Annotated in this window: 8 protein-coding genes; 6 read left to right on the forward strand and 2 right to left on the reverse strand. The window is 73.1% G+C overall.

Going from position 1 to position 17522, the window contains the following annotated elements; all coding sequences use genetic code 11:
• Nucleotides 1–25 precede the first annotated feature (25 nt).
• The 3 genes from ACIPYS_RS20930 (at nucleotide 26) to ACIPYS_RS20940 (ending at nucleotide 8726) form a co-directional block, all read left to right on the forward strand.
• Nucleotides 26–6208 (forward strand): amino acid adenylation domain-containing protein, encoded by a 6183-nt coding sequence (locus ACIPYS_RS20930; protein ID WP_400747933.1) that lies wholly within the window; start codon nucleotides 26–28, stop codon nucleotides 6206–6208.
• A complete protein-coding gene (locus ACIPYS_RS20935; protein WP_400747935.1) occupies nucleotides 6208–7239 on the forward strand; it encodes a MupA/Atu3671 family FMN-dependent luciferase-like monooxygenase in 1032 nt (343 codons plus the stop codon). The genes ACIPYS_RS20930 and ACIPYS_RS20935 overlap by 1 nt, the downstream gene beginning before the upstream one ends.
• A 116-nt stretch (nucleotides 7240–7355) precedes the next feature.
• On the forward strand, nucleotides 7356–8726 hold the full coding sequence (locus ACIPYS_RS20940; RefSeq protein ID WP_400747937.1) for an MATE family efflux transporter: 1371 nt from the start codon (nucleotides 7356–7358) through the stop codon (nucleotides 8724–8726).
• 331 nt (nucleotides 8727–9057) lie between these two features.
• On the opposite strand, the gene ACIPYS_RS20945 is transcribed toward ACIPYS_RS20940, so the two are convergent.
• Entirely contained in the window at nucleotides 9058–9534 is a 477-nt protein-coding gene (locus ACIPYS_RS20945; RefSeq protein ID WP_400747938.1) for an RICIN domain-containing protein, read from the reverse strand.
• A 1762-nt stretch (nucleotides 9535–11296) separates the two neighbouring features.
• Between ACIPYS_RS20945 and ACIPYS_RS20950 the strand changes: the two genes are divergently transcribed.
• Together ACIPYS_RS20950 and dxr are read left to right on the forward strand one after the other, a co-directional pair.
• The gene (locus ACIPYS_RS20950; protein ID WP_400747940.1) at nucleotides 11297–12562 is read left to right on the forward strand and encodes a hypothetical protein; all 1266 of its coding nucleotides are present in this window, start codon (nucleotides 11297–11299) and stop codon (nucleotides 12560–12562) included.
• Nucleotides 12563–12627: 65 nt separating this feature from the next.
• Nucleotides 12628–13863 (forward strand): 1-deoxy-D-xylulose-5-phosphate reductoisomerase, encoded by a 1236-nt coding sequence (gene dxr, locus ACIPYS_RS20955; RefSeq protein ID WP_400747942.1) that lies wholly within the window; start codon nucleotides 12628–12630, stop codon nucleotides 13861–13863.
• 840 nt (nucleotides 13864–14703) lie between these two features.
• Here dxr and ACIPYS_RS20960 read toward each other — a convergent pair.
• A complete protein-coding gene (locus ACIPYS_RS20960; RefSeq protein WP_400747944.1) occupies nucleotides 14704–15420 on the reverse strand; it encodes a hypothetical protein in 717 nt (238 codons plus the stop codon).
• Nucleotides 15421–15940: 520 nt separating this feature from the next.
• Between ACIPYS_RS20960 and ACIPYS_RS20965 the strand changes: the two genes are divergently transcribed.
• Nucleotides 15941–16834, forward strand: a complete 894-nt coding sequence (locus ACIPYS_RS20965) for a geranyl diphosphate 2-C-methyltransferase (RefSeq protein WP_400747946.1) — start codon at nucleotides 15941–15943, stop codon at nucleotides 16832–16834.
• Nucleotides 16835–17522: the final 688 nt, after the last annotated feature.

Below are 17522 nucleotides of genomic sequence, written 5' to 3' on the forward strand. Positions count from 1 at the left end.
CGACGATCCCGACCTGGAGAGCGACATGACCGAGAGTGACTGGGAGACCGGGGCGGCCGACGCGATCGCCGTCGTCGGCATGGCCTGCCGGGTACCCGGCGCCGACTCCCCGGAGGAGTTCTGGGAGCTGCTGCGCGACGGCATCGACCCGACCGAGACCGTGCCGAGCGAGCAGTGGCCGGCCGAGGACCGCTGGGTGGGGGTCCGCAAACGGTTCGCCGACCCCGCCCTGTTCGACGCCGAGTACTTCGGCATGACCCCCGCCGAGGCCGCGCTGACCGATCCTCAGCAGCGGTTCCTGCTGGAGGCGGCCGTCCACGCGCTGGACGACGCCGCACTCCCGGCCGCGCGGCGCGGCCGTACCGGCGTGTTCGTCGCCCTCAACCACTCCGACTACCTGCTGCGGCACGTCCTGGCCCACCCCGAGGTGGTCGACCGGCACGGCTGGCACCGGGTGCTGATGGGCAGCGACCGCGGCTTCACGGCCACCCGGATCGCCTACCGGCTGGGGCTCACCGGCCCCGCGCTCGCGGTGGACTGCGGCTGCTCCGGCAGCCTCGCGGCCGTCCACCTGGCCTGCCGGGCGCTGCTGGACTACGAGGCCGACACGATGCTGGCCGGCGGCGCCGCCGTCCGGCCCGAGGACCACGGCTACCAGTACACCGAGGGGGGCATCGTCTCGCCGGACGGCCGGTGCCGACCGTTCTCCGACCGGGCCGAGGGCACCGTCTTCGCCAGCGGCGTCGGCCTGGTCGTGCTGCGCCGCCTCGACGACGCGCTCGCCGACGGCGACCGGGTGCTGGCGGTGATCCGGGCCAGCGGCATCAACAACGACGGCGACCGCAAGAGCGGCTACACCGCGCCCAGCGTCGAGGGGCAGGCCGAGCTGATCGCCGGCGTGCACCGGGACGCGGGGGTGAGTGCCGACCGGATCGGCTACCTGGAGGCGCACGGCACCGCCACCGCGCTCGGCGACCCGATCGAGGTGGCCGCGCTCACCGAGGCCTTCCGCGCCTCGACCGGCGCGGTCGGCGGCTGCGCGCTGGGTGCGGTCAAGTCCGCGATCGGTCACCTGGACTCGGCGGCCGGGGTGGCCGGGCTGATCGCCGCCGTGCTGGCGCTGCGCCACCGCACCCTGCCCGGGGTGCGCGGCTTCGAGCGCCCGAACCCGCACCTGGACCTGGCCACCACCCCGTTCGAGATCGGCGCCGGGAGCCGCCCCTGGCCGGGCGGGGCGCCGCGGCTGGCTGGGGTCAGCTCCTTCGGCGTCGGCGGCACCAATGTGCACGTGCTGGTCGAGGAGGCCCCCGAGGGTGCCCGGGGCGGACCGGGCGGCCCGCTCACCCCGTTCGACCGCAAGCGGCACTGGCTGCCGAGCACGCCGCCGCCCCGGCCGCTCCAGGAGGAACCGGGGACCGGCGCGGCGGCCCCGGACTGGGCGGAGGTGGCGCTCGACCTGTTCGCCGAGGCGCTCGGGACCGGGCGGCCGGAGCCGGACGACGACCTCTTCGTGCTGGGCGGCGACTCCCTGACGGCCCAGCAGCTGGTCGCCGGCGCCGAGAGCCGCTGGCAGGTCGAGCTGCCGTTCGGCACCTTCCTCGGGGACCCCACGCCCGAACGGCTCGCCGAGCTGCTCGCCGGGGCGGGCCCCGCACAGTCCGGCGTCGGGTCCGGCGCCGTTCGGTCCGGGGTCGGGGCGGGCTCCGCACAGCCCGGGGTCGGGTCCGGCCCCGCCGCCGAACAGCGCGTCCTGCTGCCGGTCAGCGCCCTCCAGGAGCGGTTCCTCTACCTGGCGGAGCTGCCCGGTGCGGCCACCGCCTACCACGTCCCGGTGCTCGCCGAACTCCGCGGCCCGCTCGACCCGGCCCTGCTGGAACAGGCGCTGGGCGACCTGGTGCGACGGCACGAGGCACTCCGGCTGCGCTACCACCAGAGCGGCGGACGGCCCGAGTGCGAGGTGGTCGATCCCGGGCCGGTGCCGCTGCCGGTGGTCGAACTCGCCGACGAGCGCGAGCTGGAGCGGGCCGTCACCGACCTGCTGGTCCAGCCGCTCCCGCTGGACCGACCGCCCGCCCTGCGCGCCGCACTGCTGCGACTGGGGGAGCGGCGGCACGTCCTGGCGCTCTCGGTGCACCACATCTGCGCCGACGCCCGGTCCACCGGGATCCTGCTGGCCGACCTGTACCGGCTGCTGGCCCGCCGGTCCGGCCGTACGCACGCCGAACTGCCGGACCTGACCGGCCGGCTCGCGGACGTGCTGCGCGCCGGTGCGGACTTCCTCGACTCCCCGGCCGCGGACCGCCAACTCGCCTACTGGCGCACCGAACTCGCCGACGCGCCGGGCGCGCCCGAACTCCCCGGCGACCGCCCACGGGCCGCCGAACGCCGCTTCCGCGGCGCCCAGCTCGAGTTCACCCTCACCCCCGAGCAGACCGCGCTGATCCGCTCCACCGCCCAACGCGCCCGGGTGACGCCGTTCACCGTGGTCCTCGCGGCCTTCGGCACGCTGCTGGGCGGCCTGAGCGGCAGCACCGACCTGGTGATCGGGGTACCGGTCTCGGGGCGGCACCGCCCGCAGACCGCCGAGCTGGTCGGCAACTTCGTCAACACCCTGCCGGTGCGCACCGTCCTGGACCCGGCCCGCGGCTTCGACGCCCTGCTGGCCGACACCGCCCGCCGCCTGGCCGGCGCCTTCGACCACCAGGACCTGCCCTTCGAGGTGCTCGCCCAGCGCCTCGGCCGCCCCGGCGAGGACCTGGTCGGCGTGCTCTTCAACCTGCTGGACGGCCAGGCCGAGAGTGAACCGCTGCCGGACCTCGACCTGACCGCGCACCCGGTGCCCTTCGACCGGCCCTCCAGCCCCTACGAGCTGTCGCTGGACTGGTGGTTCCGGCCCGACGGCACCCTGGGCGGCCGGTTCCTCTACGACACCGACCGGTTCGACCCGGCCACCGTACGCGGCTGGCAGCGCGCCTTCGCCCGTCTGTTGGAACGGCTCACCACCGAACCGCAGCGCCCCCTGGCCGAGCAGGACCCGGCCGGTGGTGACACCGCCGCCGCGCTGACCGGCCCGGTGGTGACGGTGCCCGACCGGGCGGTGCACGAGGTCGTCGCCGACTGGGCCGAGCGCGATCCCGACCGGCTCGCCCTGGCCGACGCGGACGAGCACCTGACGTACCGCCGGCTCGACGAGCTGTCCGCCGCGATCGCCCACCTGCTGGCGGACCACGGCGTACGCCCGGGCGACCGGGTCGGCCTGGCGCTGCCGCGCGACGCTCGGTCGGTGGCGGCCGTGCTCGGCGTGCTGCGGGCGGGCGCCGCCGCCGTGCCGCTCGACCTGACGCTGCCGACCGCCCGGCTCGCCCTGATGGCCGAGGACTGCGCACCCGCCGTCGTCCTGCACGACGGGCCCGTGCCGCCCGCCTTCGCCACCGCCCTGCGCACCGTCGAACTGCCCCCCGTCAAGGCACTGCCGGCCGGCCCCCGGCCGTTCGCCGCGGTCCCGGTGCCCGGATCGGCCACCGCGTACCTGACCTACACCAGCGGGACGACCGGCCGGCCGAAGGGCATCGTCTTCCCGCACCGGGCGCTCGCCAACCTGATCCACTGGGAGACCGGGGGCCACACCCGGGCGCTGCGCTGGCTGCAGTTCGCCTCGCTCGGCTTCGACGCGGCCTTCCACGAGATCTTCGCGGCGCTGTGCGCCGGCGGCTCGCTGCACGTGGCCGACGAGGAGACCCGTCACGACCACGAACTGCTCGCCGACTTCGTTGCCGAGCACCGGGTGGAGAAGGCGATCCTCCCGGTCTCGCTGCTGCACTCGCTGGCCGCGGTCTTCCACGACCGGCCCGAGCGGTTCGCCGGCCTGCGGGAGATCGCCACCACCGGCGAGCAACTGCGGCTCACCGACCGCACCGTCGCCTTCCTCACCGCACTGCCCGACTGCGCACTGGTCAACAACTACGGCCCCGCCGAGACCCATGTGGTCACCTCCTACCGGTTCACCGGCCCGAGCACGCGGTGGCCCCGGCACGCCCCGATCGGCCGCCCGATCCAGAACGTGCGGCTCTCGCTGGGTCGCCCGGGAGGCCTGCCCGTTGTCCCGGGCGCGGTGGGCCGGCTCGACATCGCGGGCCCGTGCACCGCGGACGGCTACCTGGGGCTGCCCGAGCTGACCGCCGAGCGCTTCCCCCGCCTGGCCGGCCGGCCCGGCTACCGCTCCGGCGACCGGGTCCGACTGCTGCCCTCCGGAGACCTGGAGTTCCTGGGCCGGGACGACCAGCAGCTGAAGATCCGCGGCCACCGGGTCGAGCCGGCCGAGATCGACCTGGCGCTGCGCCGGGTCCCCGGGGTGCAGGACGTCGCGCTGGCCGTGCGCGGGGAGGCGGGGGAGCGGCGGATCGACGCCTACCTGGTCGCCGCCGGCCCCGCCGACGACCTGGCCGCCCGGGCCCGGGCGGTGCTCACGGCCGAACTGCCCGCCGCGTTCGTACCCGCGACCTTCACCCTGCTCGACGCCCTGCCGGTCAACGCCAACGGCAAGGTCGACACCGCCCGGCTGCCCGCGCCCGGAAGCCGTGCCCCGGGCGCTGCCCCCGTCGCCGGAAGCCGGGCCCCCGCGGCTGTCCCCGGTTCAACCCCCGCCGCCGCACCGGACGTGCCGGAAGCCGTGCTCGACGCCTTCCGCACCGCCCTGGAACAGCCCGGGCTGGGGCCCGACGAGGACTTCTTCGCCGCCGGTGGACACTCGCTGCTGGCCGCCCGGCTGGTGCACGCGCTGCGCCACCGGCTGGCCGGGGCACTCACCGTCGCCGAGCTCTACCGGCACCCGAGCCCGCGGGCCGTCGCCCGGCTGCTGGCCGGGCGGCCGTCGGCACGGGCCGACGACGCGGCCGATGACACGGACGTCGAGCCGCTGCCGGTGGCCGCGCTGCCCGCCGTCCTGCCACCGGGCCTGCGGGAGACCGCGGCCACCACCTCCCCGCGCGCCCAGAAGACCTTCGTGCTGGAACTCGCCGAGGAGGTGGACCTGCCCCGGCTGACCGCGGCGGTCCACCTGCTGACCCACCGGCACAGCGCCCTGCGGCTGACCACCGACGGGCCGACCGGCCGACCGCGGCTGCGCCCGGCCGAGGAGCCGGCGAGCCCGGTCCGCGCGCTGCGCCTCCCCGAGCGGCCGACGCCGGCCGACCCGGCCGAGTGGCTGCGCGCCACCGCCCGGCAGGACCTGATCGACCCGGGCACCGGGCCGCTCTGGCGCCTGCACACCGCGGGCCGGCTGATCGCCCTGACGGTGCACCTGGCCGCACTCGACGGGCTCGGCCTCCAGGTGCTGGAACGCGACCTTCTCGCCGCCTACCACCGGCCCGAACCCCTCGACCCCGCCGCCCGGCCCGACCCCGGCTACCCGCGCTACCTCGCCTGGCGCGGCGCGCTGGTCGGCACCCCGCGCGCCGCCGAGGCGGCCGCCGCCTGGCGCCGTCTGCAGAACGGGCTGCCGTCCGGCCCCGCGGGGGAACCGGCCCGGCCCGCAGCGGAGCCGGTCCCAGTGGGCCGGGCCGGGTGGACGCCCGGGCCCGAGCTGCGGGCCGCCCTGCTGGCCCGTGCCGCCGAGCACGCCACCTCGCCCTTCGCCCTGCACCTGGCCGCGCTCGCCACCGCCCTGAGCCGCACCGAGCAGCGGCCCGGGGGTTGCGTGTCGGTGCCGCTGGACGGCCGCGTCCACCCGGAACTCGGCGAATCCGTCGGGGCGTTCGCCAACGTGGTGCCACTGCCGGTACCCGTGGCGGCGGACCGGCCGCCGCACGTCCTGCTGGACCGGCTGAAGCCGGTGCTGGCCGAACTGGAGCGGCTGCGCGCCGTGCCGTACACCGACCTGGCGGCGGCGGACCCGGAGCTCGCCGCACCCGGCCTGCCGCAGGTCCGGTTCGGCTACGCCTGGGACGACGGGCGGGAGCCCGAGGGCGCCCGCTGGATCGAGTCCCCGCACCCCGAGCCGACCCACCGCCTCGACCTGGCGGTGCGGGACGGCGTCGCCGGGTTCAGCACCACCGTGCTCGCCGCCGACGGGCCCGAGGCCGCCGAACGGCTGCTGACGGCCTATCGGCAGGCGCTCTACGCACTGCTCTTCGAGGCCCCGGCCGAGCCGGTCGAGACCTTGGTCGCTACCCCGTCACCCGCCACCTCCCAGCATCGGAGCACCCGCTGATGAAGTTCAGCCTCTTCTTCTTCGCCACCGGCGACGCGCCGACCGAGCAGTACCGGCTGCTGCTGGACGCCGCACGGTTCGCCGACGCCGAGGGACTGGCCGCCGTCTGGACCCCCGAGCGGCACTTCCACGAGTTCGGCGCCCCGTTCCCCAACCCGGCGGTCACCGGTGCCGCCGTCGCCGCCGTGACCGGCCGCGTCGAGGTGCGGGCCGGCAGCGTGGTGCTGCCGTTGCACGACCCCCTCCGGGTGGCCGAGGAGTGGGCGGTGGTGGACCGGATCTCCGGCGGCCGCGCCGGGGTGGCGCTGGCCTCCGGCTGGAACCCGCAGGACTTCGTGCTCGCCCCCGAGGTGTTCGACCGCCGCAAGGAGGTGCTCCGCGAGCACCTGGCGGACGTACGGGCGCTGTGGGCGGGGGAGACCGTCACCCGCACCGGCCCGGACGGGGCGAGCCACCGGGTACGCACCCATCCGCGGCCCGTGCGCGGTGAACTGCCGCTGTGGATCACCGCGGCGGGGTCACCAGCCACGTTCGGGCTGGCGGGGGAGCTGGGCACCGGTGTGCTGACCCACCTGCTCGGGCAGAGCACCGCGGACCTCGCCGAGCGGCTGGCCGACTACGGGACCGCCCTGGAGGAGCACGGCCACCCGCCGCAGGCGGAGCGGGTCGCGGTGATGCTGCACACCCACCTGGACCACGATCCGGCGGCGGCCCTGGACCGGGCCCGCGCGCCGCTCAAGGAGTACCTGCGCTCCTCGCTCGACCTGTTCGGCCTTCGCCGGCCCGAGACGGCGCCGGTCGGCACCGCGGCGGAGGCCGATCTGGACGACCTGCTGGAGATCGCCTTCGAGCGGTTCGTCCCCTCCTGTCTGATCGGCTCGCCGGAGACCGCGCTGCCGCTGGTCACCGAACTGGCCGAGCTCGGTGTGGACGAGATCGCCTGCCTGATCGACTTCGGCCTGCCGACCGACCAGGTACTGGCGGGCCTCCAGGCCCTGGCCGCGCTCAACCGGGCCTGCTCCGGGCTCTGAACGGTGCCTGCCCGTTCGTCCCGCTCTGCCGGTCACTCCCGCTCGGCCTGTCCGTCCTGTCCTGCCCGCCCCGCTCGCCCTCTCCCCGTCCGCACACTCGCCCCAGGAGCCACCCCGTGACCGACACAGCGACCGACACCGATCCCGCCCCCGGGTTCGTCGGCCATCTGGTCAAGATCGCCAACACCGCGGCACCCCTCTACGTCTCGATGATCGTCTCCTCGGCCGCCGCCCTGGTCGACACCGCCGTACTGGGTCGGCACGCCACGGCCACGCTGGCGGCGTTCGGCGTCACCATGGCCGTCTACGGCCCGGCCACCGCGGCCATCGCGGGCAGCATGCGCGGTGTGATGCCGTTCGTGACCGAGCACGCCGACCGGCCGGTCGAGCTGAAGCGGGTGGTGCGCAACGGCTTCTGGCTGGGTGTGGCCACCGGCCTGCTCGGCGCCGTCGCGGTGGCGCTGGTGCCGCTGATCGGGCGGGCCGGCGGCGTACCGCGCACGACGCTGGACCAGCTCGGCGCCCTCCCCTGGCTGCTGGCGCTCAGCGCCCTCTTCACCGCGATCGACAGCGCGGCCTCCGCCACGCTGATCGGGCTCGACCGAGCCAAGGTGGTCATGCGGGCGGGCCTGGCGGGCACCGCGGCCGCGCTGGTGCTCTCCCCGCTGCTGGTGATCGGGATCGGTCCGGTCCCCTCCCTGGGCCTGGCGGGAGCCGGTGTGGCGATGGCCGCCTCCACCGGCATCAACGCGGCCGTCGCCCAGGTGGCGCTGCGCCGGATGCCGAAGCTGCGGCAGCCCGCCACCGGGCCGGTGCGGGTGCGCGAGGTGGTGGAGCTGGCCAGGGTCGGACTCCCGCTGGCGACCACCGTGCTGATCAAGTTCGCCGTGCTGGGCGTGCTGGCCTTCGTGGCCGCGAGGGTCAGCACCCAGGCGGCCGCGGCCCATTCGGTGGCGCTCTCGCTGGTGAACCTGATGTTCACCGCCGCCGTCGCGGTCGGCCAGGCGACCATCCCGCTGGTCGCCGAACGGCACGGGGCCGGTGACCTGGTGGGCCTGCGGCTGCGGGTGCGGGCCGGACTGGTGGTGTCCGCGCTGGCCGTGGTGCTGCTCGGCGGGCTGCTGGTCGCCGTGCACGGCCCGGTGCTCGGAATCTTCAGCTCCGACCCGGTGATCCACACCCGGGTGACCGACCTGCTGCCGCTGATCCTGCTCGCGGTGCTGGCGGACGCGCTGCAGGCGCTGCTGGGCTTCGGGATGATCGGCGTCAAGCGGACCTTCCCGAGCATGGTCTGCTTCGCGGTCTGCTACGGCGTGCTCGCCCTGGTGGCCGGTCCGGCCGGCTCACTGGGCGGCCTCACCGCGCTCTGGGCCACCCTGGCGGTGGCCAACCTGGTCCTGGTCGCGGCCCAGGGCTGGTGCTTCCTGCGACAGAGCGCGCTCGCCGTCGCCACCGTGCGGGTGCAGCGGCCGGTGCCGGTGCACTGACGGCCCGCAACGACCCGCGGGGCCCGTCCGGTACGCACCGGACGGGCCCCGCCGCCGTTGTGCGGAGCACGCTGTTGGCCGATTCCGCCCCGCTGGACCTCCTCCAGCGGGGCGGAGTGCTGTGAAGTGGCTGGTGCGGGTGGGGGCTCGGTGCTGGCCGGTGAGGTGGGCGTCGATGCGGGCGAGGTTGAGGGCGGCGCCGATGAGCTGGTGTTGGAGGCGGGGCCTGGGAACCGACGTCACAGCGAGGCCGGAATTGGCCAACAGCGTCCCGGAACCGGTGCCGGGCCACGCGCCGGGAATGAGACCGGTCCGGGCGGACCGGGGTCGGTCAGAGGGCCGGGGCGGGTACCCACGTGCCGACGCTCCGGCAGGGGACGGTGAACACCTTGCCGGTGGTCTGTCCCATCAGGCACAGGCCGGTGCCGACGTCCTGCAACTGGAACACCCCGCTCGACACCTCCTGGTAGTTCCACTGCTGCGAAGCGGTACCGGTGACGCAGGGGCTGGTGTGGACCGTGCCGTCGGCGTCGCTGTCCAGACACTGCCCGCTGGCCCGGTTGGTGTACGTCACCGGGCCGCCCGCGGCCAGCAGGGTCCACTTCCACTGCTGGTCCTTCGCCAGCACGTTGCAACTGGCGGTGGAGACGGCGATGCCGCCGGCGTTCTCCAGGCAGCGGTCGGACATGTACTGCTTCAGCCGCACGGTGCTGCCCGGCAGCGGGACGGTGGCCGAGGCCGGTGACGTGGCGGTCAGGGCGAACACGGCGGCCGCCGCGGCGGCGGTGAACAGGCACTTACGGCGCATCAGTGGGATCCCTCCGGTCAACGCGGCCGCGCATCGACCGCGCCAGGACATACCCTCCCCGCCGCACCACCCGAGCATCCCACCCCCGACCGTCCCCCTATCGCACGCACCACCCGGCCCCGCACGGCCCAGTGGCGTGCTTTCCGCGACCCAACCGGCGAACGCTGAGCGCTGACCGAGTTGCACGCGCCCCTCGAACACCCTCGGTGTTGCTTTCGAAGGCGGTCTCCCCGCGCCTGGGGGAGAGGGTCAGGCGCGGGACACCTCGAACTCGGCCGCCTCCAGCCGGCACCGACGCGGCCCTGACCGTCGGTGCCGATCTCGACGGTGAAGTTGTCCGTGAGGGTGAGGTTCGGTGTTGACGCCGCGGCGACCTCGGCGCGGAACATGTTGACGCCTGCCTCGACGGGGCGATCGGCATGGCCGGGGTGTTGCCGTGGGGGTAGGTGGTGGCCGTGTCCGTGAAGGCGGCGTCCGGCAGGACGCGGCCAGGCCGCCGTAGTCGCTCACCTGGTCGCCGCACACGTCCGCCGAAGCGAACGGTCAGGCCGGGCGATTCTCAACGACCCCGACAGGGCTCGCGGTGTCTCCTGGAGCAAGGGTTGCAACGGTTGCAACAGGGCCACCCTCGTCTCGCCACACGGCCACTTGAAGACGTTCGACCTGCCGCTCCCCGGGCCGGACGCGGACTTCGACGACGCCGTTCTCCAGATCACGATCTTCCACGGCTGACGCCCGACTCGTCGCCGGCTGTCGCACCGAAGTCCCGGGCCTGGGACGTGATCCGCGTCCACGTTGCGCGGGGGCGGGCGCCCCGACGTCCGACCGGTTCCGTCAGGCCCCGGCAGCACCGAATCCACAGCCCCGGCCGGCCGGGGCTGTGGATTCGCGTCGCCCGATCCGGTGAGCCCGGGAACCGGGACGTCCTGGCCGTGATGGACGCGGGCCACGACGTGACGCGCCCGGCCCATGTGCTGCGCGACCTGCCCGTCGAGCCGGTCGGGCGCCTGCGCTCGGGAACGGGAAGCCCTGGGCGCGATCGCCATCGAGGTCACCCTCGTGCAGCCCGCTCGCCCGCCCGCCGACAGTCCGCGAGCCGGCAGACCGGAGGGCAGCCCTATCGCAGGCCCAGGACTACTGGCGGGAGGGGGTTGTTCCGACTGTGTGCTGTTCCCACCTCTCCCACACGATCCTGGCCAGCGCCCGTTCGGCTCAGCCCGATTCCAGCGAGTCGGCCCGCCGACCGGGCTCGCCTCGTCGCGGACGGTCGAGGACATCGTCGGCAGTACCGACGCACCGCTTCCCCTCGCAGCCAGGGTCCTGCTTCGCGCTCGCCCGTGTGGCGGAGATTGACCAGACGCAATCCTGCCCCTGTTCGGACCGTCCCTGTTCTACCAAGGGCTGGGCCAGGAATGCGGGCTTTCCTCCATGAGAACTCTGCGGCGTGCGGGTCCGCGTCGGCACGGGGCAGGAAACGCCCGACTGGGTGGAAGCTCACTGCCTCCGAGGAACGCGAGACAGACGGGGGTGCCTCCGGTAGTGCCTCTTCGCGTTGACGCCCCGGAGACCACGCGCTAGGTTCACCAGTCTTTGTGAACAATTTGCTCAATGCCGACCCACTTTTGAGGCGCCCGGCACACAGACCCGACGGACCGAGATGGCAACACACCCCCTTACCGCACTGAGAGCCTCGACCGGCCTCTCGCAGACCGCGTACGCGCAACTGATAGCGCGCACGCACGCGGAGCTCGGACACGGACAGATGGCCGCACGCCGGGAGAAGGTGTCCCGCTGGGAATCCGGCCGAATCGCCCCGGAGTTCAGCGCCCAACTCGCCATCGCCCGCATCCACCAGGTGGACAACGACCTCGTGCTCCGCCTGGGCTGGCCGCAGTGGCTCATGGTCGCCACAGGCGACCACCACCTCCTCCAGCAGCCGTGGAGCCCGCTCGGTGCCATGGCCCTCTCACGGTTCGCCGCAGACACGACAGGGAGTCGCAGCTCCGGCCCGATCGCCACCGGTGCCTCCCTCGGCGCCCTGATCCGCGGCGCCGTGGCAGCCCTTGACAGCGGCTCCCTCCCGCCGGAGCGCGATGGCCCCCGCATCGCCCCCGAAACACTCTCCTGGGCCGAGGCCCGCATCCGCGCCCTCGAGGAACTGGAGACCGGCACCCCCGTCTCCCCGGACGCCCTCCACCTGGCCGCGCGCACCGAACACCGCTTGATCGGCGACCTCCTGACCCGCGGCGGATACGACCGCGCCACCGGCAGGCGGCTGCTCCTGCTCTCCGCCCGCACCGCCACACTGTGCACTTGGACGAGCTACACCCTGGGAGAGGACGCCCGGACCGAGCGCTACAACCTGGCGGCGATCAACGCCGCCGCCGCCGCGGGGGCCTCCCGCCACGTCGCCGCCTTCCTCACACAGCTCTGCTTCAGGCACCATTGCCGCGGTCACCCCGAAGACGTGCTCTCCCTGCTCCGGGCCGCCCGCACCATCGTCCCCCGCCCCACCCCCCGACTGGCCGTCCTCCTGCACACCCATCGGGCCCTCGCCCTCGCTCGGCTCCGCGAACCCACCACCAGCATGAGATCCCTGGAACACGCCGAACGCGCCTTCGCCGCGAGCCCTCGGACGTGGGACCCGGAAGCCGACCCCACGGGCGCCAGCATCGACGAGGGATACCTCGCCCTCTCGCGCGGCACCACCTGGCTGCACCTGGGGCAGCCGATGCGTGCACTGTCCTGCTTCGACGCTCTGACGGGTGACGGCACGCCCTCGCACCGGCCCCCGACCCCCTATTCGGTCATCGACCTGTGCCTGGTCGTGGAAGCCCAGTTGGCCGCCGACCGACTCGAGGAAGCCGCAGCCACCGCCCGCCACGCCGTCGAGCGCGCCGGCAACCTGCCACCGGGAGTCGCCGACCGGTTCCGGGACCTCCTCGCCCCCCACGTCGACCAACCACCCGTACAGGAGGTCCTGGACCTCTTTACCGGGCGCCCCGCGCCGCAGCGCGCCACCGGCTGAGGAGCGGTTCCGGCTCGCCCTCGAGCTCGCCCACCGCACCTCACCAGGCATGACAAAGGATTGATATGACTCTCCTCGCCAGCCCGCACTTGTGCTTCGAGCCGACGGTCACGGCCGGCCCCGACTGCCCCAGGGAGCTGGTGATCCTCGGATCCACAGGCTCCGTCGGGACCCAAGCCATCGACGTCGTACTGCGCAACCCGGACCGCTTCCGGGTAGTCGGGCTCTCGGCCGGGGGCGAGCGGATCGAGCTGCTCGCCGAGCAGGCGATCCGGCTCGGCGTCGCAGTCGTTGCGGTCGCCCGTGCGGATGCGGCCGGACCACTGCACACGGCGCTGGCAGCTGCCTCCCCCGCCGGCAGGCAGTTGCCGGAGATCCTGGCCGGTCCGGACGCAGCGACGCAGTTGGCAGGTATGGAGTGCCACTCAGTCCTGAACGGCATCACTGGCTCGATCGGCCTGGCACCGACGCTGGCCGCGCTGCGCGCGGGGCGGGTGCTGGTACTGGCCAACAAGGAATCGCTGATCGTCGGCGGCCCGCTGGTCAAGGCGATCGCAAAGCCGGGGCAGATCGTACCGATCGACTCCGAGCACACCGCGCTCTTCCAGGCCCTGATGGCCGGAACCCGCAAGGAGGTCCGCAAGCTGGTGGTGACCGCCAGCGGAGGCCCGTTCAGGGGGTGGAGCCGGGACAGGCTTGCGGGCGTCACTCCCGAGCAAGCGCTGACCCACCCCAACTGGGCGATGGGGCCTGTGATCACCATCAACTCAGCCACCCTCGTCAACAAAGGCCTGGAGGTGATCGAAGCACACCTGCTCTACGACATCCCCTTCGAGCAGATCGAGGTCGTCGTCCACCCGCAGTCGATCATCCACTCGATGGTGGAGTTCACCGACGGCTCCACCATCGCCCAAGCCAGTCCGCCGGACATGCGGATGCCGATCTCCTTGGGCATCAGCTGGCCCGACCGGGTGCCGGACGCGGCGCCGGGCTGTGACTGGACCAAGGCCACGAGCTGGGAGTTCCTCCCTCTCGACACCGAAGCCTTCCCCTCCGTCGGCCTGGCCCGCGAGGCCGGCGAGCTCGGCGGGACCGCGCCGGCCGTATTCAACGCGGCCAACGAGGAGTGCGTCGAGGCGTTCATGCAGGGCAGGCTCGCATTCACGGAGATCGTGGACACGGTGGCCAAGGTCTGCTCCGAACACGGGACACCGACAAACGGACCCTCGCTGACCGTCGAGGACGTCCTGTCAGCAGAGAGCTGGGCCCGCGAACGGGCCAGGACCATCTCCGCGGCTTGAACGCGGCCTGCCGTGCTCGCCCCCAGCCTGGCGGACTGCCGGGTCCCGCCTGCGCCACATCTCTGCTTCGGCGCGATCGCTCTGCTGAGTGGCGGCAAGGGGGCTGTACAGCAAGATGACGGCCGATTCGCCGAGCCAGGACCTGCTGAGGCTGTCGGCGACGGCTCTCGGCAACCCCGGTGATCACCGTCGACCAAGGGCGCGGGCGTGGTGAAGGAATAGGGCGGGAAGCCGGGGCTGGTCAGCGGGTACTCCTGCTCAACGTGGGGGCGGGAGCCCGGTGTCCGGCGCGCGTCTCGCCGGTGGGCTTCCGCGGGTCAGGCCGTGCTGACCGACGGTGTCCGGTGCCGGTCGTGTGCCTCAACGCCGCGACGGTCCACGGGCCCGGACCAGTTGTAGCAGCATGCGGGTGGGCGGCACCGGCAACCTGGCAACCTGGTTCCGCCGGTGGCGCCCACCCGGCCGTTCGACCAAGGGGGGAACCGTCCGTGCGCAGCCGTCTCGTCCCCGAGCAGTCAACGTGCAGACGTTGGCGCAGTCAACTCTGACTGGGATGGGACTCCAGGGGAAGCCGGTCGCCCTGGCTGCATCACCCTGACCTACTGGCGGAAGCACTTTCGTGGGCCCCCTCTTTCGGGAGGGGGCCCACCTGTGTCCAATCACAGAAGGACCCGTGGGGGTTATGCAGCACCCCCCCCGCAAAAATAGATGTATGTGTCTGCGGAGCCTGCTTGAGGCCGATTTCACTCAAAGAGTGGCCGGCGTCACGCGCTGGACAGATCCGCTGGACGCGGGACCGCAAAGGGCGAACCCCCCACTCCGAGCCCGCCTCACCAAGGCTCAGCCGAGGAGTGCGTAGCCGTGGGGCCCACCGATGATCTGGCCTTCGCAGTTCGGGTCATTGGACTCGAACAGCTCCCGGACGCCGTTGACCAGGCAGCGGTAGACCGGCACGTTCGCCACGCCTGCGGGCGGGGCGTCGTAGATCCAGCCGAGCCGGGTCACGTACTGCTGACCCTCGCAGTTGACATCGCGTGAGAGGAAGTTGTCCCCACGGACGACGCACAGGTACAGGGGGCCGGTACCCGGGGTCGGGGTGGTGTGGAGGAGTCCCAGGCTGCCTTCGCGGTTGTAGCCGTCGGGGACGTGCCAGACGCTGCTGACATGGTCCTTGTAGGGCTTGAAGTAGCGGTAGAGGTTCAGATGGGGTGCGGTCACGGCCGGTTCCCCGACGCAGGTGTACTCCCTGACCGAGAACCAGTAGTTCCCGACCTGGGCGTGGTCCGCGCCGTTGGTGAGTCGGCACTGGGCGGCGTTGAAGCCGGTCGCGGCGGCCTTGGACAGCGCCTCCTCGGTCGCCGCCCGCTGGGCGATGTTGAGAGGCCCGCTGCCGCTGCCCGTGTACCGCAGCTGGACGGGCCCGACGGTATCGGCAGCTGCAGAAGGCGCGCCGATGGCGCTGGGCGCGGCCTGTGCCTGGGCGGGCCAGGCCGCGACAGTGGCGCAGGTGGCGGTCAGGGTCAGGAACAAGGCGCGCAATCGGCTGTGGCGTCGCATCGGTGGCATCCTCCTGGTTCGGCCGCCCGCCCATGTGCTCCCCAGGTCGGCGGATCAGAGGCACGACGGCAGCTTCGAACCGCCGGATCGGCGGCCAACGCCTGAATTAAACAGGACGAGCACATACGACTGCCAGAGGGCGTCTGACAGTCCTTGCAAAAGAAAAACGGGCGGTATAAATCCGATTGTGGGACTTGCCGACTTCCGCCGGCGTCGACAGGACCAATATCCTGCCGGCCGTCAGGAATTCCGGTACACCGAGCGGACCGAGACGCACCGACACGTCCACAACTCTGTGGCGCAGCGCCTCGATGGCTGCCGCTGGGCGGTCGGCGAGCCGGACACCGGTCCTGGGGAGGTGCTCAACCTGAGGAATCAAGGCCTGGACGATGGACGGGATCGAGCTCTGCCCGCCAGGCGACTACTGGCACCGGGCCACATCCACCGCTGCACCCGTGCACGAATTCTGGTGACGCACCGATGTGCGATCCCCACTTCTCGACAACCAACGCTGAAGGCAATGGAGTTGACCCACATGTCCCTGACCGACGACCTCATCACCCCCAGTAGCGCCATCCCCGGCCCGGCGACCGCCTACCAGAGCGACATCGCCCGCTACTGGGACCACGAGGCGCGCCCGGTCAACCTTCGCCTGGGCGATGTCGACGGCCTCTACCACCACCACTACGGCATCGGCGAGATCGACCTGGCCGCGATCGGCGACCCGGCCGACAGCGAGCGGGAGAGGAAGGTGATCGCCGAGCTGCACCGTCTGGAGTCCGCCCAGGCCGACGTGCTGCTCGACCACCTCGGGGACATTCCCTCCACGGGCACCCTGGTCGACGCGGGCTGCGGCCGCGGCGGCTCGATGGTGATGGCCCACCGGCGCTTCGGCTGCCGGGTCGAGGGCATGACCCTCTCCACCCAGCAGGCCGACTTCGGCAACAAGCGCGCCGCCGAGCTGGGCATCGCCGACTTCGTGCGCTCGCGGGTCGCCAACATGCTGAACATGCCGGTCGGGACCGGCACGGTCGCGGGCTCCTGGAACAACGAGTCCAGCATGTACGTCGATCTGCACGACCTGTTCGCCGAGCACTCCCGGGTGCTCAGCGTCGGCGGCCGCTACGTCACCGTCACCGGCTGCTGGAACCCCCGCCACGGCCAGCCGTCGAAGTGGGTCTCCCGGATCAACGCCCACTTCGAGTGCAACATACACTCCCGCCGCGAGTACCTGCGGGCGATGGCCGACAACCGCCTGGTGCCGAACGCCGTCATCGACCTCACCCCGGACACCCTGCCCTACTGGGAACTGCGCAACACCACCTCGCTGGTGACCGGCATCGAGGAGGCGTTCATCGAGTCCTACAAGGACGGCTCCTTCCAGTACGTGCTCATCGCGGCCGACCGCATCTGACCAGAGGATTGCGTTCCGGCAGTGACCTCGGACGGTGGTCTCCGCACCTGCGGAGACCACCGCCCCCCCGGCTCAAGGCCCCCGCCCCCCAGGCACGCGAGGACGACGACGTGGGTGTCAAGTTGATCCCGGTCGTGCTCACGGCCCTTGACACCGGGGAACAGGGCTGCGCCGGAGCGGACCGGGGCCTGGGCCCTCCAGCCCGGGCCGCGGCCCGGACCTGCTGGATCCAGCCGGCCACGTCGTCGGTGCGGCTGGTGGCGGCGCCGGTGCGGGTCTCGGTCTCGCCGAGGCAGCCGCCACGCCAGGAGCGGGAAGCGACCGCGACCAGCTCCGTCCTTCCGTTCACCTTGAGCCCCCCGGCGCGGGGTCCACCGCAGCCGACCGGATCGCGGGTGGGTCAGGACGAGTGGCCGTCGGTTCCGCCTGGGGCACCGTACTGTCCTGCGGGTACGGTCGTGACGGTGCCGTCGTTGCCCTTGCCGCCCTTGCCGCCGGGGTGTCCGTCGCGGCCGTTGCCGCCCTGCACGTACCCGGTTCCGGCGACGAGGATGTCGATCCGGCGGTTGTTGCCGTCACCGCCGTTACCGCCGCCGCGACGTCGTTCCTCGTCGCGCCTGGATCGTGGCCGGCGTCGGGGCGTCGGGGCGTCGGGGCGTCGTCAAGGAGCATGGGGCGTCGGCAAGAA

Origin of the sequence: Kitasatospora sp. NPDC089913, from assembly GCF_044748625.1 — a bacterium.
In the GTDB taxonomy this organism is placed as follows: domain Bacteria; phylum Actinomycetota; class Actinomycetes; order Streptomycetales; family Streptomycetaceae; genus Kitasatospora.